The sequence below is a fragment of the Mycobacterium ulcerans subsp. shinshuense genome, assembly GCF_002355775.1.
Taxonomy (GTDB): Bacteria; Actinomycetota; Actinomycetes; order Mycobacteriales; family Mycobacteriaceae; genus Mycobacterium; species Mycobacterium marinum.
Genome location: NZ_AP017624.1, coordinates 1706305 through 1732366, shown reverse-complemented (window position 1 = coordinate 1732366; position 26062 = coordinate 1706305). Strand labels below are relative to the sequence as shown.

The following is a 26062-nucleotide window of genomic DNA, read 5'->3' as shown; positions in this document are numbered from 1 at the left end:
AGCCAAGACCGGCGTCGCGAATGCGCCGACGGGTGGCTGCAGGTTGGGTGTTTTCTCGGCGAGGCGGACCCACAGGTGCCAACCTGTAAGGGCAGCCTCGATGTCTTCGACATCTACCCCGGCGCGGCCGATGGCCACGACGCGGTGGATGTCGGGTCAATGTTTGGCGATGCCAGCGATATTGACCCGCGTCGGTGTGCCGGGCATTTCGGCGGGACCGTAGCCGACAGGGCCCGCCCGGCGTTGTCGGGCGAAGCCAGGTTCAGTGCAAGGTCGCTGTGCATGGCGTGTCTGTCCGATGTCAGCGACTGGCGACCCTGGCCCATTGGGCGCGCTGATGGTGGATGCCATCAATGACACTTTCAAGCGCTGTACCGATACGCACGCGGTCACCGGTGGCGAGAAAGTCGAACTGCAGACCGCGCAGTTGCGCCAGCAACAGCGTGGCAAAGGTGTCGGCCTCGTCGCTGGGGCACCCGGCTAGCAGTGCGTGGTAGCGGATGATTTCGATCCATCCGGTCACCACGCGGTCCAGGAACGCGCGGTACTCATCTGGGCTGCGCACCGCGTGTGCGTAGGCCTCAAACACAAGTCGAGACCTGCGGTCAGACTGTGGCTCGGTCCATCGCTGCCACATCTTCCTGACTAGCGACTCGACATCATCAGCACCAAAGTGATCCGGGATCTGTACCCGTGCGCCGATCACGCCAAAGATTTCGACTAGCAGTTCGTCCTTTGTGCCGAAGTGGTGGCGCAACGTTATGTGCGACACGCCTGCCGCTACCGCAAGAGTGCGAAACGACATCCCGCTAATCCCGTGCTCCAACAGATGGGCCATGACCGCGTCGAGGATTTCGCCGCGCAGGTCCCGGTAGCGCAGCCGCCGGCCATCCACACGCTCACCGCTGTGATCGTTGGACACCATCGCCATTGCCCTCACTTCCAACTTCGTGCTGGCGTCACACTTGATCTACCAATCGGTAGATCAAGTCGCCGTATTAGCTGTACCAGACGGTCGATCAACATGTCAAAGAGGGGTTGTTGGTGAGCACCACCTCGGCTTGCCTCTCGGCACAAATTCGGCGAGCCGGCCGCCCTCACGCAACACCAGGCCCCCGCCCGAGCGGGAAAGCCCGCACCGTGCGTTCGGGCTCGTGCCTCGTTTTGACCTGTAACCATCGAGTCGATTCGGGAGCGGCCGTCGTCAAGACCAGTCCGGCCCGTGCCAGTTCGCGGCGCAGCGTTGCGAGGGTGATTCGCCGCATCGTCTGCCGCTGGCACCATTGCTGGTCGTCGACAGCAACAACCAACTCAGCGTCGATGACACCGCCTCGGTTGGAGTGGATGGCCAAGCTCATCGTCACTCCCGCCTTGACATGGGTTCCGGTCCAGCCCGTCGGCCGCTCGGCAAAGTAGGACGGTAGCGACCACTCGATGATGGCCTTTCCGGCCGGCGCAAGATGGTGGGTGACCGAGGCCAACATCGACCTGAGCAGTTGAGTGTCCGGATAGTTGATCAGGTTGGATATCAGCAGAACTGCGTCGAACCTCTCGGCCAATCGCAGGTTCTCGATTCGCGCCTGAACCGTGCACGCACAACGGACATGCTCAAGCATCTCGGCCGAGTCGTCGACCGCGGTGACCCGATGCCCCAACGCCGTTAGCGCGTTGGCGATACGGCCGGTTCCGGCGCCGAGGTCCAGCACCGAACTGCGCGGCGGGAGTAGCGAATGGATGCGTTCAACTTCGCCCAGCGATGGCATTCGGCGGTAGATTTCGACCACGCTGCCGTCGCCGGTCACTGCGCTGACGGCTCCCGGTGGATTGCCGTGAGGCATGGTGGTGACGTAGTTAGGCATCGAGGCTGCTTTCCGCACTAAGCCGAGCGGTTACGTACGGGCTCGGCGGTGTTGCATCACCCAGCTCGACGGGTGCGCTGCGGTGATAGCGGGCCAAGAGGCGCTCCGCGGTCAACACAGAAGCGCGCCAACCACGCCCGCGTAGCCAGTCGGCGACGTCTGAGCGTCCTTCGGCGAGATCCCACAACTCGGTAACGTTGGAAAGCCCGGCCAGCGTGGTCGCGGTGACTCGCATCCGCCGTATGCGAGCACGCTGGCGCGCCACCGTCGTTGGCTTGAGGAACTCGCTACCCAATGCCTCAGCGGCAAGCCAGCTTCCAGGCACGCTGAGCTTGTGGACGTCCCCAAAAAGCAGATCCTGGGCCGCGACAGAAAGGAACGGCAGGAGACCTTCGACCAGCCAGGCGGTCGGTGCGGCAGGGTCGAATCCGGCCAGACACAGTGATCGCGGCCAGCATCGATGTAGATCCACCGGGACGTCGACGTATTTCGCCGCCGGCGTTGCGCCGTTGTCCCGCAACGTAGACAACTTGAATTCCAGCACGTTGGGCTGTTCGAGTTCATACACGGTGACAGCGTCAGGCCAGCTCAGACGCCACGCTCGGGTGTCAAGACCGGCCCCCAGACTCACCACCTGGCGGATGCCCGCGTCAGCCGCTGCAGGAACGAATTCGTCGAAAAACTTGGTGCGCGATGCGATGTGCCCCAGCGAGGTTTGCACTACCGCCGCCAAAGCCGGATCGGCACTGGCAAGTTCATCGCGCGCCGCGCCACTGGCCACCATGCTCCACAAGTCCTGACCGGCCGCATCGACGAATAGTTGCGCGAACGGATCGACGATCAGCGGCCGCTGCCGCCGGGTCTCTGCCGCACGCGCGGCGGCCACACCGAGCGCGGTGGCCGCCACTTCCTCGGCCCCTTCCCGGGGGGCGTTATTGGTGATGGACATGATGAACCTTTCCAGAGTTGGGTTTTGACGCCGCGGACCCTTCGTCTGCGGCCGCAGTCTTTGTCGTCGAGGCCCGCCGAGAAGCGAGCTTGGCCGCTCTCCACCGGTGGCTACGGCGGCGCCGGCAATGCCCGTACCCAGGCGTGGCCGAACGCCCTGATCGCAGCCGATATCACGCCGGCGCGGCGGGCCGCCTCGCACAGCTTTGCGGCCGCCCCGACCCGGGAATTGCCCTGCCGCGACGTGCGGCAGGACTGCTCTGATGAAATGCGTTGAGGCGGAAAGGCACCGCGACGGGCGGGTGCGCTGTCAGGCAATGCGCGTTCGGGGCCACCCGCCCGACTGCCGATCACAGCCGGTGCAGGTGGGCTCGACCCCCGAATTCGTCGCGATTCGTGTCATTGCACACGACTACTTCCTGCGTTGGCGGTCGAGCTCCGCCAGAAAGAATCAGCTTGCCGGATGATTGTTCCCTCGGTACGACTTCCGTTGTCGCTTCCAACTCCGGGAGGCCTGCACATTGAGCAACGACGTTTGTTCGTCACTAGCCGAACTTTCAACCGGTTCCACAAGCAGCTCTCAGAAGGTAACGATTGCGTTCAAACCAGTGCACCTCCCCGGGGCGATTTATAACGTTTCCATTAAATAAGCATGCAGATGCTAGACAGCCATTTCTGTGATGCGACTAATTGATAGCTAACAATTTGCTGAGACCTCGCGATGCTCGGGCTTGAACAAGGCATCACTGCTGGTGTTGTGCCTTATTTTCACTGCCGCAAACTACAACAGCGTCCGGCGGCCGGACTAGAAATAACCAGCTGCCCCCAATTAATTGGGCCGGGGTGTATGAGAGTCTTGTCGAAAATAATTGTCAAATGCCCTACCGATATTGCGCGGACGGCGGGTGATGGCACGCGGGCCGAGGCAGGTTCGGGCCGAGCGCAACGCCGCGCATCCGGGCGCAGGTAGTGCCGTAAGGTCCCGTAGCGCTGGTGATATCGACATGGCAGTGCACTCGTGTCGTTGGCACACAGGCGTGCGAGCCACGGGATATCGAGGCGACGTCGCCCCAGATGTCCAAGCACCCTTGTCGCCAGCCCTGCCGGGCAAACGCGCCGCATCCGGCCAGTCTCAGCGACCATTCTCGGAAAACCTCTCATACACCCCGGCTCAAGCAATTGGGGCCGACCAGGCATTCCTGGCATAAACTTTCCTATCCCCCATTCGGCTATCGACTAACTCCCCCACCGAGGCAGGTGCGTAGCAGCAGCTCACGGTCGAAAATTACGTTGCCGACAGTTATCGGCTCAATTGCTAACTTCCGATCTTCGCCTTGACCAGGTCTAGAGTGCGCCTGGCTTCGCAAACGGCAATGAAAGTCAAATCGAATAAGCGGTCGTTGTGAGAAGCGGCTCCATCAGTCAACGGAAACGCGGGTGTCGCCCGCGTTGTTCGGATCGATGGTTTGGATGACGTCGCTATCGCTGGGACCCACGCGAGGCCGGCGCGAAGCATCAGACCGGCGCCGATACCAGTCGCGGCAACACGATCGTCGGTCGAACAACACGAGCTCGTGTGGGTGGTGGTAGGAATTCGCTGGCCGATCCCTCAAGCACTTTGCGATCTCCGGCACCGACGCGAAACGCTAAACCGGCCGAACCCAGGGCTCCGGCGTTGTTGATTAGCAGGCTTGTGAGCTGGGGAATTGTGGATTGAGGAGGTCTAGGCGGCGGTTGGCGGTCAAAGCGGTGATCCGGCAGGCTTCGGCGATGTTGTCGGCGCCGTTGAGGCGGTGCAGATTGATCGCGGTGTTGCGTAGCGTTGCTAGGACCTGTGCGCCGTTTCCGGTATGTGCCCTTTGACGGTCTTCGTCGAAGGTGACGTCGCGTATCCAGTGCAGGCTGTTCTCGATTCCCCAGTGTTGACGCATCCAGGTCATGATCGCGGTAGGGCGGGCGTGCTCGAACGGCAGGCTGCAGATGGCATAGACCACCTCCACGCTGCGCTGGTCGGTGGCGGTGATCAAGCGTTCACGAGTGATCCGGATGATTTGTTTTGCGTAGGGGAAGCCGATTCCTCGTGCAGCGGTGATGATTTGCAGGGTGCGGGTCTCGACACGGCCGTGGCCGCGGGAGTCGTCGGTAGCGGCTGCGGGCACCTCGGCCCAGGGCAGCGCGGTGATACGCGCAAGTATTTTGGCTTGGTTGGACTTGACGATCATCAGGTAGTGCGACTTCAAGGTGGCGCAGATCAACTTCGCGGTGACGACCTGGGTATGCATCGCATCCACGGTGACCAGCCACCGCAAGCTACCCGGCAGCAGCGTGAGCAGGGCACGTACGCAGGGAATTTCATTGCTTTTCTCGGCGACAGCGAGTTGACCGAGCACCAATCGGGCACGGTGGGCGAACACCGACACGAGATGCTTGGCTGTCGCTTTGGCGCGTAAAGCACCACGCCGCATCTTGCCGTCCAACGCGATCGGCACCAATCCACTGGGGTCGCTGCTGGCCACGTGTGCAGTGAAGTAACTGCCCATCCTGGCGTTGAGGTCGGCGGGGTCTAGCCGAGACAAAACAGCACGGAAGGTCTTCTCACTGGGCCGCCGGAACCGGACCCCTAATTGGGCCAACACATCATCGGGAGCGGTGGCCGCCCATGTGGCAAAACCAGCATAGCCGCGCATCCCCGCGGCAGTGGCCAGAACCGCGATCGCCAACAAAGCCATCAGCGAATACCTCCGACCGCGTGGGCCCCTCGGGTCTGGCACCGAGGCCAACACATCGAGAAACTCCGATCCGATGAGCTCGCTGCGCCCACCAGGACTCCAGCGGTCGAACACCTCTGGAACCGACGACACAGGCAATACTGAAACGGTAGGCACGGGCAACTCCAGACCAACGACGAACAGTAACCAACTCGATCGTTCTCCAGATAGCCCGTGCCTACACTCCGGCCCCAATAGCGCGGCACCAAAGATCATCAACCCAGCTCACAAGCCTGCTAATCAACAACGCCGGAGCCCTGCGGCCGAACCGATTACCAGGCGCTCGCCCAGATGTACGAGCCGACGTACGTCGCGACCCACTGCACGCAGAGGCCGACTGTTGGCTGCCTGGGCGCTCTGCCGGTGCAGAATTCGCCGATCCGCACCAACAGTCCCAGGATTGGTGCGCAACCATGCCTCGCCTCCGGCCGACCGCCGATCATGAGGTCCGCATGAACACCAAATGACACTGCCGATTTCGTGATCGCGGCCAACCACCACGACATGATTGGTGTTCGGCACCTTGAGCATCTCGAGTCGCGTCGCGCATCCTGCCCGATCTTCGGGTTCCCGACCATGACGTCGGGTTATCCTCTGCCCCAACACTTTTGTTGACCGTGACGAGGCTAGGAATGCTTCGGTCCAACGTGTGCGGTTGGCACTTGGTCGATGTCGTGTCCCGCAGAGTCGTCCCATCCGAACGTCGCGTGACCGAGTCGCACAAAGGCTGGACCACAACGACGGGCTCACCTTGGTAATCTCTCCAAAGCGAACCTACGCCAGTAGGCCGCCTACCTATTTTCTTTCCCAATACCAACCGCATCAATTCTGGCTGCGGGTGCACTGCCGTCACCGAGCGTGTTTTGAAGCTGCCCTGTGTCGTACATGTCTATCTCACCGGAAATCGTCTCATCGGCCGCAGGTGAATTGGCGAACATCGGATCGACGGTCAGCGCGGCCAACGCGGCGGCTGCCGTCGCCACGACAGAGTTGTTAGCTGCTGGCTCTGACGAGGTATCGACGCGCATCGCAGCGCTCTTTGGCGCCAACGGCGTCGAGTATCAGGCCATCAGCGCACAGATAGCGTCGTTTCACGACCGGTTCGTTGCGGCTTTGAACACTGGGACGAGTTCGTATGTGTGGGCTGAGGCGACCAACGTTTAGCAGAATCTGCTGAACGCGGTCAACGCGCCGGTCCAGACTCTGCTCGGGCGCCCGTTGATCGGCAACGGTGCCAATGCGACAACCCCCGGTGGTGCGGGCGGCGACGGTGGGCTGCTCTACGGCAGTGGCGGCAACGGCGCGGCCGGTGCGCCCGGGCAGGCCGGCGGGGCCGGCGGATCCGCGGGCCTATGGGGCAACGGTGGCTCTGGCGGCTCCGGCGGAATAGGCGGCGGCACCGGCGGCAACAGCGGCAGCGGCGGGTGGCTGCTTGGCCGCGGTGGCATCGGCGGTGCGGGCGGCACTGGTGGCGGTAGCGGGGGTAGCGGTGGAGGTGCGTGGCTGTTTGGCGACGGCGGCGCAGGCGGGATGGGCGGCACCGGCGGCTCCGGTGGCGGCTTCGGCGGCACCGGCGGGCACGGCGGGCTGCTGTATGGCAACGGCGGCGCTGGCGGTGCCGGTGCAACTGGGCAGACCGGCAGGTCCGGCGGATGGGCGGCGCTGTGGGGCCGCGGTGGGGCTGGTGGGGCTGGCGGCGACAACGGTGGGTTCGCCGGTGGCGACGGCGGCCACGGCGGCCTGTTGTGCGGCGCCGGCGGTGACGGCGGCCTCGGGGGCAGCGATGGTGGCAATGCCGGGTGGTTGTTGGGCTTCGGCGGGCACGGCGGCACCGGCGGCATCGGCGGCGGCACGGGCGGGGCGGGCGGCGCAGGCGGCCTGGTGATGGGCTTCGGCGGACACGGCGGCACCGGCGGCATCGGCGGCGGTGCAGGCGGGGCGGGCGGTCAGGCCGCGCTGCTCTTCGGGCACGGCGGCGGTGGTGGCGCCGGCGGAGTCGGCACTGCCGGCGGCGGCGGGGGTGCCGGCGGCGACGGCGGCAACCCCGGATGGCTGTTGGGCCGAGCTGGCTCCGGCGGAGACGGCGGGGCCGGCGGGGCTGCTACCACAGTCGGCGCCACCGGAGGCGTGGTTGGCCACGGCGGGGCCGGCGGACGCGGCGGCGTCTTGATGGGTGGCGGTGCCGGCGGGGACGGCGGGGCCGGCGGAGCTGGTGCTGATGGCATCAACGGTGTCGGCGACGGAGGCAACGGCGCCACTGGTGGCGGTGGCGGTGTTGGCGGCGACGGCGGCGCCGGCGGTCAAGCCGCGCTGTTGTTCGGCTGCGGTGGGACCGGGGGCCACGCCGGTGCTGGCGGCGCCGGTGGCGGCGGCGGCACGGGCGCAGACAGTCTTACCGGTATCGGCGGTGCTGGCGGGGACGGCGGGATCGGCGGTGCCAGCGGCCAAGCCGGAGCAGCGCCGGCGCCCAAGGCGCCACCGGAGGCACCGGCGGCGCAGGCGGAACCGGTGGAACGGGCGGCGCAGCCGGAACCGGCACCGGCGGTATCCAAGGCGCCGGCGGCAAGGCGGCACCGGCGGAACCGGAGGCACGGGCGGTATCGGCGGCACCGGCACCGACAGCACCGACCCGTCGCAAATCGCGCAAGCCGGTGGCCAAGGCGGCACCGGCGGGACCGGCGGAGCCGCAGGCAGCGGCGGCACCGGATCAGTGACCGGCACTGACGGCACCGCCGGCGACGGCGGCACCGGCGGACTCGGCGGCGATGGCGGCGCGGGCGCCGACAACACCACCGCGGTCAGCGCCGGCGCCCAAGGCGCCACCGGAGGCACCGGCGGCGCAGGCGGCCAAGGTGGAACCGGCGGCGCAGCCGGAACCGGCACCGGTGGCATCCAAGGCGCCGGAGGCCAAGGCGGCACCGGCGGAACCGGAGGCACGGGCGGTATCGGAGGCATCGGCACCGACAGCACCGACCCAACCCTCGTCGGCCAAGCCGGCGGCCAAGGCGGAACCGGAGGAACCGGCGGAGCGGCCGGTCAAGGCGGCACCGGATCAGTGACCGGCACTGAGGGCTCCTCCGGTGACGGCGGCACCGGAGGACTCGGCGGCGACGGCGGCGCAGGCGCCGACAACACCACCACGGTCAGCGCCGGCGCCCAAGGCGCCACCGGAGGCACCGGCGGCGCAGACGGAACCGGCGGAACGGGCGGCGCAGCCGGAACCGGCACCGGTGGTACCCAAGGCGCCGGAGGCCAAGGCGGCACCGGCGGAACCGGAGGCACGGGCGGTATCGGCGGCACCGGCACCGACAGCACCGACCCATCGCAAATCGCGCAAGCCGGCGGCCAAGGCGGAACCGGCGGCACTGGTGGCGCAGCCGGTCAAGGCGGCACCGGATCCACCAGCGGGTCCGAGGGCTCCTCCGGTGACGGCGGCACCGGAGGACTCGGCGGCGACGGCGGCGCAGGCGCCGACAACACCACCACGGTCAGCACCGGCGCCCAAGGCGCCACCGGAGGCACCGGCGGCGCAGGCGGCCAAGGCGGAACCGGCGGTGCAGCCGGAACCGGCATCGGTGGCATCCAAGGTGCCGGCGGCCAGGGCGGCACCGGCGGAACCGGAGGCCAAGGCGACACCGGCGGAGACGGCACCGACAACAGCACCACCCCAGGAGCAGCCGGCGGCGCTGGCGGCCAAGGCGGCACCGGCGGGACCGGCGGAGCCGCAGGCAGCGGCGGCACCGGATCCACCATGGGCGCCGCGGGCTCCTCCGGCGACGGCGGCACCGGCGGACTCGGCGGCGACGGCGGCGAAGGCGGCCAAGGCACCACCGGAACGGCGGGCGCCGGCACCGGAGGCCAAGGCGCATCAGGCGGCGCAGGCGGAACCGGCGGAACCGGCGGCGCAGCCGGAACCGGCACCGGCGGCGTCCAAGGCGCCGGCGGCCAGGGCGGCACCGGCGGCACAGGAGGCCAAGGCGGCACCGGAGGCGACGGCACCGACAGCACCGACCCATCGCAAGCCGCGCAAGCCGGCGGCCAGGGCGGCGTCGGCGGGACCGGCGGCGCAGCCGGTCAAGGTGGCACCGGATCAGTGACCGGTGCCGAGGGCTCCTCCGGCGACGGCGGCACCGGCGGACTCGGCGGCGACGGCGGCGAAGGCGGCCAAGGCGGCCAAGGCACCACCGGAACGGCGGGCGCCGGCACCGGAGGCCAAGGCGGCGTTGGCGGCACCGGGGGCATCGGTGGGGCTGGCGGCGCGGCCGGAACCGGCACGGGCGGAATCCAGGGCGCCGGAGGCCAAGGCGGCAACGGCGGCACTGGAGGCCAAGGCGGCACCGGAGGCGCCGGTACCGATAGCACCGATCCTTTGTTGTCCGGCGGCATCGGCGGTACGGGCGGTGTCGGCGGTACCGGTGGTGCAGCGGGTGCTGGCGGCGCCGGGTCCACCATGGGCTCTGATGGCAGCTCCGGCGACGGCGGGGTCGGCGACACCGGCGGCAGCGGCGGCCAAGGCGGCCAAGGCACCGCGGGGGCTGCCGACGCCGGCACCGGCGGCCAAGACGGGGTCGGCGGCATCGGCGGCTCCGGCGGCACGGGCGGCGCAGCCGGAACCGGCACCGGTGGCATCCAAGGCGCCGGCGGCCAAGGCGGCACCGGTGGCATTGGCGGAGCAGCAGGCACCGGCGGCACCGGATCCACCACGGGTGCCGACGGCAACTCCGGCGACGGCGGCACCGGCGGCACCGGCGGGACCGGCGGGGCCGGCGGCCAAGGCACCAACGGGACTTCCGGCGGCGGTATCGGCGGCCAGGGTGCATCAGGTGGTGCCGGCGGCCAAGGCGGAACGGGCGGCGCAGCCGGAACCGGCAGCGGCGGCATCCAAGGCGCCGGCGGCCAAGGCGGCGGCGGCGGCGACGGTGGCGGCACCGGCGGGGATGGCGGTAGCGGCGGCAAAGGCGGCACCGGCGGCCTCGGTCCGTGGGACAGTGACCACCCCGGCGGCGACGGCGGGACGGGCGGCATCGGCGGCACTGGCGGCACCGGCGGGGCCGGCATCGGCGCTACCGGCGGCGGCACCGGCGGCGGAGGTGGCACCGGCGGCGGAGGTGGCACCGGCGGCGGTGGCGGCACCGGCGGTCAGGGCGGCGAGCTCGGCGGCGACGGCGGGGCCGGCGGTGCGGCCGGTGATGGCGGCGTCGGCGGTACAGGCGGGATCGGTGGCGGTCACGGAGGGACCGGCGGCCTCGGTGGCGATGGCGGCACCGGCGGCCTCGGCGACCCCCGAACCGGCACCATTACCACCAACGGGGGCGCTGGCGGTATCGGCGGCGCGGCCGGTGCCGGGGGCGCCGGCGGCACGGCTGGCGCCGGCGGCAACGGCGATGGGGGCACCGGAGGCACTGGGGGCACTGGGGGCACCGGCGGCAACGGCGGTGTCGCCGCGGCGCTTCCCGACGGGACTCTCGGGACCGGCGGCGCAGGCGGCGACGGCGGCACCGGCGGCGCAGCCGGTGCAGGCGGCAGCGGCACGGGCACGGGCGCTGACGGCAGTTCCGGCAACGGCGGGACGGGCGGCGACGGCGGCGACGCCGGCGGCGGCAGCAGTGGCACCAGAGCCGCCCTCCCCCCAGGCCTCGACGGCGGCGACGGCGGTGTCGGCGGAGCCGGCGGGACCGGCGGCGCGGGAATCGGTGGAGTCGGCGGCGGCGACGGCGGAAACGGTGGCGGCGGCGGCGGCAACGGCGGCAACGGGCGGCAGGGCTCGGCCGGACAGGTCGGCGGAGACGGTGGATCTGGCGGGACCGGCGGTGCCGGTGGTGCTGCCGGCGCGGGCGGCGCGGGCGGCGGGGCTAGCGGCGCCGCTGGAGACGGCGGAGCGGGAGGAAACGGCGGGAAGGGCGGGCTTGGCGGCGCGCCCACCGCTAATAACGGCCAAGCCGGCCAAACTGGCGGCGTAGGAGGCAGGGGTGGTGACGGCGGTGCGGGCGGCGCCGGCATTGGCGCTAGTGGCGGCGGCGACGGCGGAGCCGGGGGCCACGGGGGCAACGGCGGCACCGGCGGCAGGGGCCAAGGCGGCGATGCCTCCACTGGCCCCGGTGGCAATGGCGGTACAGGTGGGGCCGCTGGTGATGGCGGCAACGGTGGCGCGGGTGGTGCTGGCGACGGTGGTAGCGGCGGCGCCGGTGGTAACGGCGGCGCAGCCCGGTCCACCGGTAGCGGTGCGGGCGGTGTGGGCGGCGCGGGTGGCGCCGCCGGCAACGGCGGCACCGGCGGCGATGCTGGGGCCGGCGGAAACGACAGCGGAGGCGACGGCGGCAACGCCGGCGGCGGCGGGTCCGGCGGCACAGGCGGAGCAGCCGCACTAGCCGCCGTGGGTGGTGACGGCGGTGTCGGCGCCGCTGGAGGCACCGGCGGTGACGGCGGCGCCGCTGCCGGTACGGGTACCAACGGCACCAACGGCGACGGCGGCGATGGAGGCCAGGGCGACGGCGGCGGCCAAGGCGGTGTTGGCGCGTTCGACACCGGTACCGACAATGCCGGCACCGGCGGCACCGGCGGCAATGGCGGCCAGGGTGGAGCCGGCGGCACGGCCGGTGCCGGACCCGGCACACCGGGCACCGGGGGCACGGCCGGCCTCGGCGGTCAAGGCGGAAAGGGCGGCACCGGCGGCGTCTCCACTTTCAGTGGTAACAGCGGCGGTCAAGGCGGCCAAGGCGGCACCGGAGCAAACGGAGTCATCAGCGGCATCAACGGCGGCGCCGGAGCCCAAGGCGGCCAGGACGGTCCAGGCGGCAGCGGCGGATCCAGCAGCGCCGGCCCCGGCGGCACCGGCGGCGAGGGCGGTCAAGGTGGCAGCGGCGGCACCGGAGGCACCGGTGCGGTCACCGGAGGCAGCGGCGGCACCGGAGGCAGCGGCGGTGACGGCGGCACCGGCGTCGTCGGTGCCGGTAACGCCGGAGGCACGGGTAACGCCGGCAACGCCGGCAGTGGCTCCTCCGGTGCGGCCGGCGGCCCTGGAGGCACCGGGGGCACCGGCGGTGACGGCGGTGACGGAGGTGCGGGCTAGAGCGTCACCGCCACCGTCTCCGTCGGCAACGGACCGTTTGGGGTGGCGCGGTCAGCCCCACCGGCCCCGAAGCCGGCGACATCTACGTCACCAACAGGGGCGGCGACACGGTGTCGGTGATCGCCCCCACCACCAACGCCGTCATAGACACGATCTCCGTCGGTACCAAGCCGATCGAGGTGGCGGTCAGCCCGACCGGCGCCGAAGCCGGCGACGTCTATGTCGCAAATAAGGGTGACGACACCGTGTCGGTGATCAGCTAAGGGCCGGCCGACGCGCAACACACTCCCGCATCACCGCAAGCTGCTGGCTGGACAAGGGCTTCAAAGACGGTCCGAACGGGCTCATCGCGCTCCAAGCCGTGGCCGTGGCCATGGCCAAGGTCAGTAGGAAGCTCGGCGGGTAACCGTCGGACACTTTGCCCGCGGTTTGGGAACGGCGGAGCGACTCGACCTTCGCTTCCAACGCCTCGGGGTACCCGAGTGGCCTGCGAGTGCAGGGCCTTGGCCACTCAGTCGGCCGGTGTTCGAGCCCGCTTTCAGCGTGCGGACGAACACGGTCGTCAACCCACTCCTGACCACTCAAATCCCGCGTAGAAATACGCAAAATGCCCAGTCAAATCGAGTGGAGCTAAGGGGACTCGAACCCCTGACCCCCACACTGCCAGTGTGGTGCGCTACCAGCTGCGCCATAGCCCCGCGAAGTCGTGCTCATCGAAGCTACACCACTAGCATCACGGGTTCAAAGTCGCTGGCCGCAACAACTACCCGATCACCTGATTCACCACTTCGCGCCCGGTTTTCTGTACCTCGGCCAGATGCGCGGGCCCGTTGAAGGACTCTGCATAGATCTTGTAGACGTCTTCGGTGCCCGACGGACGCGCCGCGAACCACGCGTTGGCGGTGGTCACCTTGAGCCCACCCAGCGATGCCCCGTTTCCCGGCGCCTGGGTCAGCTTGGCGATGATCGGCTCACCAGCGAGTTCGGTGGCGCTGACCTGGTCGGGCGACAGCTTGGCCAGGCGGGCCTTCTGGTCCCGATTTGCGGGCGCGTCTACCCAGGCATACGTGGGGGCGTCATATTGATCAGCCAGCGCGCGGTACCGCTGCGAAGGCGTGGCGCCGGTGACGGCCAGGATCTCCGCGGCCAGCAGCGCCATGATGATGCCGTCTTTGTCGGTGGTCCAGACCGATCCGTCGCGCCGCAGGAACGAGGCGCCCGCCGACTCCTCGCCGCCGAACCCGATGGTGCCGCCGATCAGGCCGTCGACGAACCACTTGAACCCGACCGGCACTTCCACAAGCTCACGGCCGATTCCTGCGACGACCCGGTCAATGATCGACGAACTGACGGCGGTCTTGCCCACGGCAATGCCTGCCGGCCACGACGGCCGGTGCGTGTACAGATAGTCGATGGCCACCGCCAGATAGTGATTCGGGTTCAGCAGCCCCTCATCAGGGGTGACGATGCCGTGTCGATCTGCGTCGGCGTCGTTGCCGGTCGCGATCTGGTAATGGTCCCGGTTGGCGATCAGCGAGGCCATCGCATCCGGTGAGCTGCAGTCCATCCGGATCTTGCCGTCGTGATCGAGCGTCATTAACCGCCAGGTCGCGTCGACCAGCGGGTTGACCACGCTGAGCGCCAGACCGTGCCGACTGGCGATTTCACCCCAATAGCCCACACTGGCCCCGCCCAGCGGATCGGCACCGATGCGAACCCCAGCCTCGCGGATGGCAGCGATATCGACCACGTTGGGCAAGTCGTCCACGTAGTTGCCCAGGTAGTCATGCCGCTGCGCGGAACGTAGCGCTCGGGCCAATGGCATCCGCGCCACGCCTGCCCCGTCCCGCAGAATTTCGTTGGCGCGCTTGGCTATTGCGTTGGTGGCGCCGGTGTCGGCCGGGCCCCCGTTGGGGGGGTTGTATTTGAAGCCACCGTCCGGCGGCGAGTTGTGCGATGGCGTGACCACAATGCCGTCAGCCAGCGCCTCGGTGCGGCCGCGGTTGTAGGTCAAGATCGCGTGGCTGACCGCCGGCGTCGGTGTGTAGCGGTCCGCCGAGTCGATCATGGTGACCACGTTGTTGCCGGCGAGCACTTCCAGCGCCGACACCCAGGCCGGTTCCGAAAGACCATGTGTGTCACGGCCGATGAACAGCGGTCGGGTGGTGCCACGTGCGGCGCGGTACTCGACGATGGCCTGGGTTATGGCCAGAATGTGGGCCTCGTTGAACGCTGCGTTCAGCGCGGAGCCGCGATGACCCGAAGTGCCGAACACCACCTGCTGGGCGACGTCGTCCGGATCGGGTTCAATGGTGTAATAGGCCGTCACCAGGTGGGACAGATCGACCAGGTCTTCGGGCTGGGCCGGCTGTCCGGCCCGCGGGTTGGCAACCATGAGTACCAATTCTGCCTCCCCCTACCACTCGGGAACTTCCCAGGTATTCCCCAGGGTTTACCCACTTGCAAGTCCCCACCTAGGCTGCTAATGGACACGAACTTGTACCGCGGGAGGGAAGCGACTGGTGGCACGCCCCGACTACCGAGAACTGGCCGCGATTTTCGCCGGCGGAGCCCTGGGCGCCCTGGCCCGCGCGGCATTGAGCACTCTGGCGGTCCCCGACCCGACCAAGTGGCCCTGGCCCACCTTCACCGTGAACATCGTCGGCGCCTTCTTGGTGGGTTACTTCACCACCCGCCTGCTGGGGCGGTTGCCGTTGTCTAGCTACCGACGCCCACTGTTGGGAACCGGATTGTGTGGCGGCCTAACCACTTTCTCTACGATGCAAGTCGAGACGCTGAAGATGATCGAGTACGGCCATTGGGCACTGGCCCTCGTCTACACGCTCGTGAGCGTTAATTTCGGGCTGCCTGCGGTCAAACTGGCGACGGTCGCGGTTCGCCGCGTGCGGGTGCGCTGATGACCGCAGGCACCGTGGTGGTCTGGATGGGCGTCATGGTCATTGGGGGCCTCGGTTCGACGCTGCGCTTTCTGGTGGACCGCACGATCGCGCGCAGAATGGCCAGGACGTTTCCGTTTGGCATCTTCGCCGTAAACGTCAGCGGCGCAGCACTACTCGGATTCCTTGCCGGCCTGGCACTGTCCCGGGACGCGGCCCTGTTGGCGGGCACCGCGTTTGTGGGCGCCTACACCACCTTCTCCACTTGGATGCTGGAAACCCAACGGCTGAGCGAGGAACGGCAAATGTGGGTCGCGCTGGCCAATATTGGGCTCAGCGTGCTCGCCGGCCTCGGGGCGGCGTTGTTGGGGCACTGGATCGCGCAGCTGCTATGAGCGCGCAGAGCCTCAAGTTGACCGCGTACTTCGGTGAGCGGCATCGCGTTGTGGGTACCAATCGGTTCCTGGCCGATGCGATGCTGGATCTGTTCGGCAACCGTGGCATCGCCACGAGCGTAATGCTGCGCGGTACCACCGGTTTCGGCCTCAAGCACGAGCTGCGCAGCGATCAGTCGCTGAGCCTGTCCGAGGACCCTCCGGTGACAGTCGTCGCCGTCGATGTCGAGTCCAAGATCCGCTCGCTGGTCGACGAAGTGACGGCGATGACCGGCCGGGCGCTGTTGACACTCGAGCGCGCTCGACTGGTGACCCGGAACAACGGCGTCGAAGCATTGAACGACATCGAGCAGCAAACCGCGGACGCCGCAAAGCTGACCGTCTATGTCGGCCGCCAGGTCCGGGTTGGCGGATCCCCCGCCGCCTATGCCGTCTGCGAGTTGCTATGGCAGCATGGATTTGCCGGGGCCACGGTACTTCTTGGTGTGGACGGCACAGCAGATGGCGAACGATTCCGGGCCCGCTTTTTTGGCCGCAATGTCAACGCTCCGCTCATGATCATCGGCATCGGAACGGCCGCGCAGGTGTCCGCCGCCGCCACCAAACTCGCCGCCGTACTGACCAACCCGCTGTTGACCATCGAACGGGTGCGGCTGTGCAAGAACGACGGCAGATTGTTCGCCCGCCCCCAACAGCTGCCGCCGACCGATGACCAAGGACGCCACCTGTGGCAGAAGCTGATGGTGCACACCTCCGAAGCCAGTCACCACGAGGGGGTGCCCATCCACCGTGCCCTGGTGCATCGACTGATGCAGTCCGGGGCGGCGCGCGGAGCGACCGCCCTACGCGGCATCTGGGGGTTTCATGGCGACCGCAGAACACACGGAGACAAGCTGTTTCGGATCACCCGCGATGTGCCGGTAACCACGATCATCATCGACACACCCGAGGCGATCGCGCGCAGCTTCGAGATTGTCGAGGACCTGACCACCCGTCACGGGCTGGTGACCAGCGAAATGATTCCTGCCGCAATGTCGTTCAGCGAGTCGTTGGACTGGACGCAGCGCACCTGCGAACCCCCGATGGCTCGCTACGACTACTGAAGCGAACCTTCAGCTGCGTAGTCCGGGCACGTCGTCGAGAGTGCGCGGTAGCACGTAGAGCGCCACGCGACGATCCGGCAGGTCATGTTCGCCCAGGAATGTGCAGCCACCGTTCTCGCAGAATCGGCGGGTGCCCCTGCTGCGATAGTCCGGGGAAAAGACGATCCGGCGGCATTGCGGTTCGGCATTGAGTACGCTGGCCACGAAGTGCGGCAGCAAGAGTTGGGCATTTCCCAGGCCAACGAACTTCGGTTCAGCCGTTGCGGCGTGGATGCCAAGATCATAGGGGTCAGACTCATATAGCGTTGATATGAGATCTTTTGCAGCCCTATACAATTCGAGGTATCCATAGTCCAGGCCATCTAAGCTGCCGATGTAGGGTCGCGAGTAGTCGCCCTCGAGTTGTGCCTGCAGGTAGCGGTACCACCGCGACGCCGGCCATGCGGCATCCCAGGCCCTGAGCAGGTGCGGCCGGCGCATCCAGTCAGCGATCTTCTCGGCGTCGGCGTCGGGATCAGCCAGCCGGAACGCGTACGGGCTGGGGACCTCCGGCGCCGGCGGCGGCGGAACGCTGCGGACCTCGTCGTCGAGGTCGGTCAGTTCCCTCGGGAACAGCGTGTCGGCTTCACTCATGTCAACGGGGAGCCTACCTAACCCACACTGTGGACAGCCATCTTTCTGCCAGCGCCGAAACCCAGTTTTGCGCCGCATCGGCGGCCTCGGGCGGCGTCTCAACCAGCACTAACTCATCGATCCCCAGCTCGGCCAGCGCATCGACGTCGCACGACTGGGGGCAGCGCAGGGCGACGGACAACCGCAGCTCATCACGGTTGCGGCCCGACTCGGCACACAGCCGGTCGAGCGTGCCAACCCGCTCGCGGACGGCGCCAACGCCGTCGAGGTTGAAGCCGTACCAGCCATCCGCCCAGGCCGCGACGCGGCGCAGCGCCGCATCGCTGTTGCCCCCGACCATGACCGGGACCCGTCGGTCGCGCACGGGCTTGGGATTCACCCGAACCGAATCGAACCGGACGAACTCCCCGGTGAACGAGGCGAGATCGTCGCGCCACAGGGTGCGCATCGCGGCGACGTATTCGGCCGTACGACCAGCACGATCCTGAAACGGGACACCCAGCGCCGCGAACTCCTCGCGAGACCAGCCGACGCCCACGCCAAGCGTCAACCGTCCCCCGCTCAACCGGTCCAGACTTGCCGCCTGCTTGGCCACCACTACCGGGTTGTGCTCCGGCAGCAGCAGCACCCCGGTCGCCACGGTGATACGGGAGGAGGCGGCGGCGGCGAAGCTCAGCGCAATCATCGGGTCCAGCCAGTCCGCCTGGGGCGGGATCGCTATGACGCCGTCCTCGGAGTACGGGTAGCGCGATGTGTGCCGGTCGACCATCACGACATGCTCGCCGGCCCACAATGTGGCAAACCCGGCATCATCGGCCGCGCAGGCCACGGCGTCGATCATCGAGCGGTCGGCCCCGGCACCGATTCCCAGCGCATGCAATCCCAGCTGCACCCGGAGATCGTCTCACGCAGCGCACCCCCGAGCGACGAATCTCAGCGGGCTTTCAGCAGATTCGCCAGAACGGCCACGTGACTTCCAGCTACCTCTCGGGTAGCGGTGACCAGCGTGACCACACCGCCCTGGGCCAGCGTGTGCAGTTCGGCCAGCGCCGCGCTGCCAGACAGCTCCGCCTCATAGCGCGCCGCGAACTCGTCGAATCGCTCAGGTTGGTGGTGGTACCACTGACGCAACTCGGTAGACGGGGCGACGCCCTTGCACCAGATGCCGACCCTGGGGTCGTCCTTGCGAATGCCTCGCGGCCAGATGCGGTCGACCAGGACGCGCTGGCCGTCGTCGGGTTCGACGTCGTCATAGATCCGAGCCACCCGGATCCGGGCCTCGCGGCTCATCCAGCCAGCGTATCGGGGGCTGTCGTCCAGTCAGTGGAACCTGCTAGAATCGAACCCATGTTCGAATCCTTGGCGACTGTCGATCCCGCCACCGACCAAGCCGCGCTGGTCGAGCGCATTGCTGAGCTGGAGAGGGTCAAATCGGCGGCCGCAGCAGGCCAGGCTCGCGCGGCGGCCGCCTTGGACACGGCACGCCGAGCTGCCGAATCAGCTGCCGGCGTGCCAGCCGCCCGGCGTGGACGTGGTCTGGCCAATGAGATCGCGCTGGCGCGACGAGACTCGCCCGCCCGGGGCAGCCGCCACCTGGGATTCGCCAAGGCACTAGTGCATGAAATGCCGCACACACTGGCGGCGCTGGAATGCGGGTTGCTGTCGGAGTGGCGGGCCACCCTGATCGTTCGCGAGAGCGCTTGTCTGGACATCGAGCACCGGCGCGAATTGGATGCCGAATTGTGTGGCGACCCGTCCGGCCTTGAGGGGATGGGTGATGCTCGGGTCGCCGCGGCGGCCAAAGCGATCGCCTACCGGCTGGACCCACATGCTGTCGTCGACCGGGCGGCCAAGGCCGAGAGGGAACGGACAGTCACCATCCGCCCGGCTCCCGACACCATGACCTATCTGACCGCGCTATTGCCGGTGGCCCAGGGCATATCGGTGTACGCGGCGCTGCGCCGTGCGGCAGACACCCGGTGTGAGACGGGCGCTCCCGCGGGCAGGTGATGGCGGACACCCTGGTCGAGCGGGTCACCGGGCGCGACGCGGCGGTCTCGACTCCGATCGCGGTCAACCTGGTGCTGACGGATGAATCACTGCTGGGAGCCGATAGCGCACCCGCGAATGTCTGCGGCTATGGCCCAATCCCCGCGGCGGTCGCCCGTACGATGGTCGCCGACGCTGTCGCCGACGGACGTTCGCGGGCGACGCTGCGCAGGCTCTACGCCCATCCCCGAGCCGGGGCGCTGGTAGCGATGGAATCACGAGCGCGGCTATTTCCCCGCGGCCTGGCCGCCTTCATCGAGTTGCGGGATCAGCGGTGTCGCACTCCCTACTGCGACGCCCCGATCCGACACCGCGATCACGCGCGGCCTTGGGCCAAAGGCGGCCCCACCACAGCGGACAACGGCCTGGGATCGTGCGAGCGCTGCAACTACGCGAAGGAGGCGTACGGTTGGCGAGTCGAGACGAGTATGCACGAAACCCACACGCACACAGCTGAATTCACCACGCCAACGGGAACAAGCTATCGATCCGGCGCCCCGCCGCGGGTGCAGACCGTCACGGCCAGCGAACTCGAGGTCAGGGTAGGCATTTCACTCGCCCGGCACGCCGCCTAGCCCGTCACAACCTAGTAGTGACTAGTAGTGATAGGTGTCGGTTGGCGCGGGTGAGTGCACCGGCTCGTCCTCGAAGTCAGAGGCCTCGATGCCGTAGGCACGCGCCAGATCCAGGATCTTGGTTGCGCGGGCAATACGCGGCAGGTCGGAGCCGTTTCGGATCTCTCCCCCATCGCGTTCGAACTCGGCGAAAAACTCTTTCGCCCAGCCGATCTCATCTTGCGACGGGGACAGCCCCTCATTCACCACCGCGCACTGCTCCGGCGACAAACAGATCTTGCCCGTCATCCCGAACTCCACCGAGACCGCGCTGGCCTCGATGAGTTTGAGCGGGTTGGAACCGATGGTCGGCCCGTCGATCGCACTCGGCAGGCCGGCCGCCTTGGCCGCGATGGTAAATCGTGACCGCGCGTACGCCAGCGTGGTGGCGTCTTCGCCAAAGCCGGTATCCCGGCGGAAGTCACCGATGCCGAAAGCCAGCCGGAAGGTGCCCTTGGCCGACGCGATTTCGGTGATGCGCTCCAGGCCACGGGCCGTCTCGACCAATGCCACGATCGGCACGTTGGGCAGCCTCCTGGTGGTCTCGGTGACATGGTCAACCGATTCCACCATCGCCAACATGACACCACCGACCGAGCTGCCAGCCAGGATGGCTATGTCGTCGGCCCACCACGGGGTGCCGAAGCCATTGATGCGAACCCAGTCGGCATTGCCGTCACCGAGCCAATGCACCACATTGTCGCGAGCGCTGCCCTTGTCTTTGGGGGCGACCGCATCCTCGATGTCGAGCACGACGATGTCGGCGCGAGAATGCGACGCGGCCTGGAATCGGTCGGCATGCGTGCCGCTGACCAGCAACCAGCTCCGGGCCAGCACTGGGTCGATGCGTGAACCCACGTCGGCAGGATCCACGACGTAGCTATTGACCTGTTCGTACATTGCTTGTTCTGCCGCCATCTTCGTTCTATTAGTCGGGCGTATTACCTAAACCGTAGCGGTAACGCCACCGATTGCCTCCAACGACCTGTACCCACGGCGCCGGCACCCTCACCGCTCGGGGCCGAGCACCACCGCGCCGAACCACTGGCAGACCAGTAGCACCATCTCGACGTCGAGCCGCTCGTCGTCGATCGGCCGGCCCCGACGCTCGACCGCCCGGGCAACCCGGTACTTGACCGAGTTGTAGTGCAGGTGCAGGCGCTCGGCCGCCGCCTTGTAACTACCCCCTTCGCGCAGGAAGACCCGAAGCGTCTCGCGCAGCACGGCATCGTTGTCCGAATCGGTGGACAACGGGCCCAGGGTCTCGCGCACCCAGGCCCCGGCGTCCGGCAGATCCGCACCCATCAATGCGGCCGCGGACAGTCCCTCGTCGCTGACCGCCATGACCGCCGGCGCGGATGCACCCACCGCGACACCAACACGGTGTGCGTTTCGCGCCTGACGGTGCGCCCGCCGGAACCCTTCGACGCCCGGCAACGCCTGGCCCAATGCGACGTGCGACGCATCGGTGTGGCCCGCGACGAAGCGACGGACCCGCCCGGTCAGGCCAGCATCATTGGCCCGCAACGGGATCCACCCCCACCCGGTGATCCGATCCGCGGCCACGAACAGCGCATTGCCCGTACCCAGGTGCTCGGCAAGTTCGTCCAAGAACCGCTCCAGCCTCTCGAACTCGTTACCGTCGGTCGCGTCATCGGGGAACCACAAGACGAGCGCGAGATGCACCTTTCGCAACGGGTAGCGAATCGACTTGGTCATCGCGTCGGTGTCGATGTCGCCGCCATCGAGAATCTCCGCGATCCGGACATTGCGGACTCGGCTGCGGTTTTCCAGCCACCGGTCGCGTTCGGCCTCGTAGGCCGCCACGACCTGTTGCGAGATCCAGTCGATGTAGTTGAAGGTGACCTCGGAGATCCGGTTGAACACATCAAGGCTCAGCGCGGGATCGGCGCCCGCTTCCTGGACCCCATCGATGATTCGCTCCAGCATCTCTTTGTGACCAAGCCGGTAGGCACGCACCAGCGCATTGACCGGCACCCCCCGCTGCGCCAACCTCCTGGCGTACTCCAGCGCCGCTGTCGGAGACTCAACGCGCTCGATCGGAATGTCGTAGTGGATCGCGTTGAGCACCGCGGCCACGTTTCCCTCGACGCTGGCGTGGAGAAGGTCCAGCAGTTGCACGTCACCGCGCAGCTCGACGATTTCGCGTTCCAGGGTGCCTTGAATCGATGCGGTCGCCTCGGCTAATTGGGCGCTAAGGCGGTACACGACCTCGACCACGATTTTGCCGACCACCGCGTCGTCGGTGCGGTTTCGTTCCGCCATGAACCGACACTAGACGTCTTGACGGGTCCGACAGAACCGGGTCTTAGCGGTGCTTTTGTCCTCCCAGGACAGTGCGAACAAGCAATTTCATCCGGTCGAGACGGTGTGGGCCACATCACCTGATTCGTACGGTGTCCCGATCCACCTTCGACCTGACCAAACAAGTTTCAATGAATCAAGGAGCCACTGCGATGGGATTCTTCAAACCACGCTTTCCCGACGTTGATCCGGACACATTCCTGCGCAAACCGCTGATGGAGCGGGGGCGCATCCTCGCCCAGAGCTGGGTGGAATACGGGTTCCCGTCGCCGCGGATGGTGCATGCCATCTACATCCTGAAGCTCATCTTCGGCTACGCGCTCGGCGGGGTCATCGTTGCCACGTTGACCTCAGGGCTGCCGGCCTTCTGGCACGTGGCCGCGTGGTAGAACCAACCGATTGTGTACCAGAAGGTCATCCTGTGGACGGTGCTGCTGGAATCCATTGGCGTCGCCGGTTCCTGGGGCCCCTCGCCGGCAAGATCAAGCCGATGACCGGCGGCATTCGTTTCTGGACCCGCCCCGGCACCATCCGGCTGCGGCCATGGAAATGGGTGCCGTTCACCAAGGGCGACCGGCGCACTCTGTTGGACGTTGCGCTCTATGTCGCCCTGCTGGTCAGTGTGGCGGTTGCGCTGTTTTCGCCCGGCGTGCCCAGTGACTCGCTGTCGGCGGCGCTTCCCGGAAACACATCCGGCCTGGTCAGTCCCGCACTGCTGATCGCGCCGATGGTGCTGCTGGTCCTGGTGGGACTGCGCGACAAGACGATCTTCCTGGGCGCCCGCGGCGAGCAGTATCTGCCGGCGATGTTTTTCTTCGCGGTGCTGGGATTCGCGAACTTCGCGGACATGATCATCGCGCTCAAGCTACTGATCGTTGTCGTATGGGTGGGCGCCGGCGCATCCAAGTTCGGCAAGCATTTCGCCAACGTCATCCCCCCGATGGTGAGCAACAGCCCGGCCATTGCGTTCAGGTGGCTCAAGCGGGCCCACTACCGCAATTTTCCGCGGGACCTGCGCCCGTCTCGGCTTGCCGAGCTGATGGCCCACGCCGCCGGCACCACGGTAGAAGTCCTCGCCCCGCTGACGCTGTTGTTCTCCACCAACAAGTGGCTGACCCTGGCGGCCGCCGCCTTGATGGTGTCGTTCCACCTGTTCATCATTTCGACGTTCCCGCTGGCGGTCCCGCTGGAATGGAACGTGCTGTTCGCCTACGCCACGATCTTTCTGTTCCTGGGCTTCCCGGCCTGGCAGGGCTACGGCGTGACCTCCATGTCGTCGCCATGGCTGTTGGCCGCCATCGTCGCCGCACTGCTGTTCTTCCCGATCCTGGGCAACTTCCGGCCCGACAAGGTCTCCTTCCTGCCGTCCATGCGCCAATACGCCGGCAACTGGGCCTCCGCGGTATGGGCCTTCGCTCCGGGCACCGAGCACAAACTCAACAAGGTCACCCGGTCGTCGAAGAACCAGCTCGACCAGTTCATCGACTTCGGTTATGAGCCGCAGTGGGCGGAGATCACGATGCAGCACTCGATCGCCTGGCGCAGCATGCACAGCCAGGGCCGCGGCCTGTTCTCGGTGCTGCTGAAGAACCTGCCCGACATCGACACCCGCACCGTGCGGGAAGGCGAGTTCATCTGCAACTCGTTGATCGGGTTCAACTTCGGCGACGGTCACCTGCACAACGAAGATCTGATCGCGGCGATGCAGACACAGGCCGCGTTCGAGCCCGGTGAACTCGTCGTCGTATGGGTGGAGTCGCAGGCCTGGGGCAGCAAGGTGCAGCACTACGAGGTCATCGACGCGGCCCTGGGCGTGCTCGAGCGCGGCACCTGGAAGGTTGCCGATGCGGTGGCCGAGCAACCGTGGCTGCCTAACGGCCCGATCCCAACGCAGGTGACCTGGTCGCTCGGCGGCAGGCGGGAACGGATCCGCGACGGGCAGGACCGCGAGCATGGGGCGCTGGCATGAAAGGTGCATCGCAGACCGCGATCGTGGCTGGTGGCGGGCCCAATGGGCTCGCCGCCGCCATCACCCTGGCCAAAGCCGGACTGCAGGTCACCGTTCTCGAGGCCGCCGAGGAGGTGGGCGGCGGTGCCCGCAGCAGCGAGGCCATCGTGCCCGACCTGGTGCATGACCACTGTTCGGCCATCCATCCGATGGCCGTCGGCTCGGAGTTCCTCGCCGGCCTGGACCTGGACCGCCACGGCCTGAGCTGGCTGCTGCCCGATATCGACTGCGTGCATCCGCTCGATGACGGCAGCGCGGGCGTGCTGCACCGTTCGGTAGGCCAGACGGCCGACGGGTTGGGCGTCGATGGTCGCCGATGGCGGGCCCTGTTCGATTGGACTTCGCAACGATTCGACATGCTGGCCGAGGACATCATGGGTCCGCTGCTGAGCATTCCCGGGCACCCGATCACATTGGCCCGGTTCGGTGCACCGACGGTGCTTCCCGCCTCGGTGCTGGCCAGGCTGTTTCGCACCGACCAGGGCCGGGCATTGTTCGGAGGCGTTGCCGCGCATGCGTTTCGGCCACTGCACTACCCGATGACCTCAGCCATCGGCCTGGGCATCATCACCGCAGGCCACCGGCACGGCTGGCCAGTAGCGGCCGGCGGTTCGCAGTCAATCACCAACGCGCTGGTGGCAACGTTGGACGAGCTGGGCGGCAAGATCGAAACGGGCGTACGGGTACAGACGGCATCGCAGCTGCCACCGGCGGACGTGACCATGTTCGACCTCGCGCCGGACGCCGTCGCCGGCATCCTCGGCGACCGGAAGCCCGGGCGGATTGCCCGCGCCTACAACAAATTTCGGCGCGGGCCAGGCGCATTCAAAGTCGACTTCGCCATCGAGGGCGCCGTACCATGGACCAACCCGCAGGCCCGCCGGGCGGGGACGGTGCATCTGGGAGGCCCCTACGCCGAGCTCGCCGCCGCCGAACGCGAGGTCCATGCCGGACGGATGCCACAACGACCATTCGTTCTGGTCGGGCAGCAGTACCTGGCCGATCCTGAGCGCTCGGTCGGCAATATCCATCCGCTGTGGACCTACGCACACGTCCCCAACGGCTACACCGGCGACGCCACCGCCGCGATCATCGCGCAGATCGAGCGTTTCGCACCGGATTCCGGGAGCACATCGTCGGGCAGACCGTCCGCAGCACCACCGAGATGTCCAGATATAACCCGAATTACGTCGGCGGCGACATCATGACGGGCGCCAAAGATATCCGCCAGCTGACCTTTGGACCGCGGGTGACATTGTCGCCCTATCGAACCGGGGTGCCGGGCACCTACATCTGCTCGGCCGCGACGCCGCCGGGGCCGGGCGCCCATGGCATGTGTGGCGCCAATGCGGCGAAACTAGCTCTAGCGGAACTGAAATAGCCGACGGCCGCCG

18 protein-coding genes, 1 tRNA gene, 4 pseudogenes and 1 other annotated feature are annotated in these 26062 nt (G+C 67.6%); of the genes and pseudogenes, 10 read left to right on the top strand and 13 right to left on the bottom strand.

The features are described 5' to 3' along the window. Positions 1-301: 301 nt before the first annotated feature. The 3 genes from SHTP_RS07970 to SHTP_RS07960 form a co-directional block, all read right to left on the bottom strand. Positions 302-925: a TetR/AcrR family transcriptional regulator gene (locus tag SHTP_RS07970; protein WP_172900648.1), complete on the bottom strand. Its 624-nt coding sequence runs from the start codon at positions 923-925 to the stop codon at positions 302-304. Positions 926-1097: 172 nt separating this feature from the next. Continuing rightward, complete coding sequence (locus SHTP_RS07965) at positions 1098-1859, bottom strand: class I SAM-dependent methyltransferase (protein WP_096370258.1); 762 nt, start codon at positions 1857-1859, stop codon at positions 1098-1100. Then, positions 1852-2808, bottom strand: coding sequence for an SAM-dependent methyltransferase (locus SHTP_RS07960; protein ID WP_096370257.1), 957 nt, complete (start codon positions 2806-2808; stop codon positions 1852-1854). The genes SHTP_RS07965 and SHTP_RS07960 overlap by 8 nt, the downstream gene beginning before the upstream one ends. Positions 2809-2832: 24 nt before the next feature. Between SHTP_RS07960 and SHTP_RS07955 the strand changes: the two genes are divergently transcribed. Beyond that, positions 2833-3084 carry a hypothetical protein gene (locus SHTP_RS07955; RefSeq protein WP_157756296.1) on the top strand — a complete coding sequence of 84 codons (252 nt, stop codon included), beginning with the start codon at positions 2833-2835 and terminating at the stop codon, positions 3082-3084. A 49-nt stretch (positions 3085-3133) separates the two neighbouring features. Next, positions 3134-3264, bottom strand: a sequence feature (AL1L pseudoknot). 1225 nt (positions 3265-4489) lie between these two features. Here the strand turns inward: SHTP_RS07955 and SHTP_RS07950 are convergent. After that, positions 4490-5692, bottom strand: a complete 1203-nt coding sequence (locus SHTP_RS07950; protein ID WP_420872970.1) for an ISAs1-like element IS2404/ISMul1 family transposase — start codon at positions 5690-5692, stop codon at positions 4490-4492. A 674-nt stretch (positions 5693-6366) separates the two neighbouring features. Next, the gene (locus SHTP_RS28690; protein ID WP_231991631.1) at positions 6367-6603 is read right to left on the bottom strand and encodes a hypothetical protein; all 237 of its coding nucleotides are present in this window, start codon (positions 6601-6603) and stop codon (positions 6367-6369) included. Between SHTP_RS28690 and SHTP_RS30345 the strand changes: the two are divergent. From SHTP_RS30345 to SHTP_RS07935, 3 genes and pseudogenes are all read left to right on the top strand, one after another. Then, positions 6503-8289 (top strand): annotated as a pseudogene (locus tag SHTP_RS30345) (PE family protein). The gene SHTP_RS28690 and the pseudogene SHTP_RS30345 sit on opposite strands and share 101 nt — an antisense overlap. After that, positions 8286-12644 carry a PE family protein gene (locus SHTP_RS30340; RefSeq protein WP_157756294.1) on the top strand — a complete coding sequence of 1453 codons (4359 nt, stop codon included), beginning with the start codon at positions 8286-8288 and terminating at the stop codon, positions 12642-12644. Before SHTP_RS30345 ends, SHTP_RS30340 begins: the two are co-directional and overlap by 4 nt. A gap of 110 nt (positions 12645-12754) precedes the next feature. Continuing rightward, positions 12755-12907, top strand: a complete 153-nt coding sequence (locus tag SHTP_RS07935; RefSeq protein ID WP_231991317.1) for a hypothetical protein — start codon at positions 12755-12757, stop codon at positions 12905-12907. Here the strand turns inward: SHTP_RS07935 and SHTP_RS30335 are convergent. The 3 genes from SHTP_RS30335 to pgm all read right to left on the bottom strand — a co-directional run bounded on the left by SHTP_RS30335 (position 12900) and on the right by pgm (position 15039). Beyond that, positions 12900-13109 (bottom strand): hypothetical protein, encoded by a 210-nt coding sequence (locus SHTP_RS30335; RefSeq protein ID WP_161628242.1) that lies wholly within the window; start codon positions 13107-13109, stop codon positions 12900-12902. The two genes, SHTP_RS07935 and SHTP_RS30335, sit on opposite strands and share 8 nt — an antisense overlap. Positions 13110-13269: 160 nt before the next feature. Beyond that, positions 13270-13342: transfer RNA gene (locus tag SHTP_RS07930), tRNA-Ala, on the bottom strand. A gap of 65 nt (positions 13343-13407) precedes the next feature. Beyond that, on the bottom strand, positions 13408-15039 hold the full coding sequence (gene pgm, locus SHTP_RS07925) for a phosphoglucomutase (alpha-D-glucose-1,6-bisphosphate-dependent) (RefSeq protein ID WP_096370252.1): 1632 nt from the start codon (positions 15037-15039) through the stop codon (positions 13408-13410). Positions 15040-15166: 127 nt separating this feature from the next. Between pgm and crcB (SHTP_RS07920) the strand changes: the two genes are divergently transcribed. The 3 genes from crcB (SHTP_RS07920) to SHTP_RS07910 are packed head-to-tail and all read left to right on the top strand — an operon-like array spanning position 15167 to position 17039. Continuing rightward, positions 15167-15562, top strand: coding sequence for a fluoride efflux transporter CrcB (gene crcB / locus SHTP_RS07920; RefSeq protein WP_096370251.1), 396 nt, complete (start codon positions 15167-15169; stop codon positions 15560-15562). Next, positions 15562-15936, top strand: coding sequence for a fluoride efflux transporter CrcB (gene crcB / locus SHTP_RS07915; RefSeq protein ID WP_096370250.1), 375 nt, complete (start codon positions 15562-15564; stop codon positions 15934-15936). The genes crcB (SHTP_RS07920) and crcB (SHTP_RS07915) overlap by 1 nt, the downstream gene beginning before the upstream one ends. Then, entirely contained in the window at positions 15933-17039 is a 1107-nt protein-coding gene (locus SHTP_RS07910; RefSeq protein ID WP_096370249.1) for a DUF190 domain-containing protein, read from the top strand. The genes crcB (SHTP_RS07915) and SHTP_RS07910 overlap by 4 nt, the downstream gene beginning before the upstream one ends. 9 nt (positions 17040-17048) lie before the next feature. On the opposite strand, the gene SHTP_RS07905 is transcribed toward SHTP_RS07910, so the two are convergent. From SHTP_RS07905 to SHTP_RS07895, 3 genes are read right to left on the bottom strand one after another with little or no spacing between them, the layout of a single operon-like run. After that, a complete protein-coding gene (locus tag SHTP_RS07905) occupies positions 17049-17672 on the bottom strand; it encodes a GNAT family N-acetyltransferase (protein WP_096370248.1) in 624 nt (207 codons plus the stop codon). A 13-nt stretch (positions 17673-17685) separates the two neighbouring features. Next, positions 17686-18564 (bottom strand): LLM class F420-dependent oxidoreductase, encoded by an 879-nt coding sequence (locus SHTP_RS07900; RefSeq protein ID WP_096370247.1) that lies wholly within the window; start codon positions 18562-18564, stop codon positions 17686-17688. 41 nt (positions 18565-18605) lie between these two features. After that, complete coding sequence (locus tag SHTP_RS07895; RefSeq protein WP_011741222.1) at positions 18606-18962, bottom strand: DUF488 domain-containing protein; 357 nt, start codon at positions 18960-18962, stop codon at positions 18606-18608. A gap of 57 nt (positions 18963-19019) precedes the next feature. Between SHTP_RS07895 and SHTP_RS07890 the strand changes: the two are divergent. Continuing rightward, a pseudogene (locus SHTP_RS07890) lies at positions 19020-20296 on the top strand (HNH endonuclease). 21 nt (positions 20297-20317) lie between these two features. On the opposite strand, the gene SHTP_RS07885 reads toward SHTP_RS07890, so the two are convergent. Beyond that, entirely contained in the window at positions 20318-21235 is a 918-nt protein-coding gene (locus SHTP_RS07885) for an HpcH/HpaI aldolase/citrate lyase family protein (protein ID WP_096372378.1), read from the bottom strand. Positions 21236-21343: 108 nt separating this feature from the next. Then, positions 21344-22621 (bottom strand): PucR family transcriptional regulator, encoded by a 1278-nt coding sequence (locus SHTP_RS07880; RefSeq protein WP_096370246.1) that lies wholly within the window; start codon positions 22619-22621, stop codon positions 21344-21346. Between the two features lie 191 nt (positions 22622-22812). On the opposite strand from SHTP_RS07880, the pseudogene SHTP_RS07875 reads away from it, so the two are divergent. Next, positions 22813-24629, top strand: a pseudogene (locus SHTP_RS07875) (DUF3556 domain-containing protein). After that, positions 24626-26049: pseudogene (locus SHTP_RS07870) on the top strand (phytoene desaturase family protein). Before SHTP_RS07875 ends, SHTP_RS07870 begins: the two co-directional pseudogenes overlap by 4 nt. Positions 26050-26062: the final 13 nt, after the last annotated feature.

Bases quoted from the DNA above. Each gene is read 5' to 3' on its own strand.
- SHTP_RS07970 (WP_172900648.1), bottom strand. From the start codon at position 925: ATGGTGTCCAACGATCACAGCGGTGAGCGTGTGGATGGCCGGCGGCTG.
- SHTP_RS07965 (WP_096370258.1), bottom strand. From the start codon at position 1,859: ATGCCTAACTACGTCACCACCATGCCTCACGGCAATCCACCGGGAGCC.
- SHTP_RS07960 (WP_096370257.1), bottom strand. From the start codon at position 2,808: ATGTCCATCACCAATAACGCCCCCCGGGAAGGGGCCGAGGAAGTGGCG.
- SHTP_RS28690 (WP_231991631.1), bottom strand. From the start codon at position 6,603: ATGCGCGTCGATACCTCGTCAGAGCCAGCAGCTAACAACTCTGTCGTG.
- pgm (WP_096370252.1), bottom strand. From the start codon at position 15,039: ATGGTTGCCAACCCGCGGGCCGGACAGCCGGCCCAGCCCGAAGACCTG.
- crcB (WP_096370250.1), top strand. From the start codon at position 15,562: ATGACCGCAGGCACCGTGGTGGTCTGGATGGGCGTCATGGTCATTGGG.
- SHTP_RS07910 (WP_096370249.1), top strand. From the start codon at position 15,933: ATGAGCGCGCAGAGCCTCAAGTTGACCGCGTACTTCGGTGAGCGGCAT.
- SHTP_RS07905 (WP_096370248.1), bottom strand. From the start codon at position 17,672: ATGAGTGAAGCCGACACGCTGTTCCCGAGGGAACTGACCGACCTCGAC.
- SHTP_RS07895 (WP_011741222.1), bottom strand. From the start codon at position 18,962: ATGAGCCGCGAGGCCCGGATCCGGGTGGCTCGGATCTATGACGACGTC.
- SHTP_RS07885 (WP_096372378.1), bottom strand. From the start codon at position 21,235: ATGTACGAACAGGTCAATAGCTACGTCGTGGATCCTGCCGACGTGGGT.
- SHTP_RS07880 (WP_096370246.1), bottom strand. From the start codon at position 22,621: ATGGCGGAACGAAACCGCACCGACGACGCGGTGGTCGGCAAAATCGTG.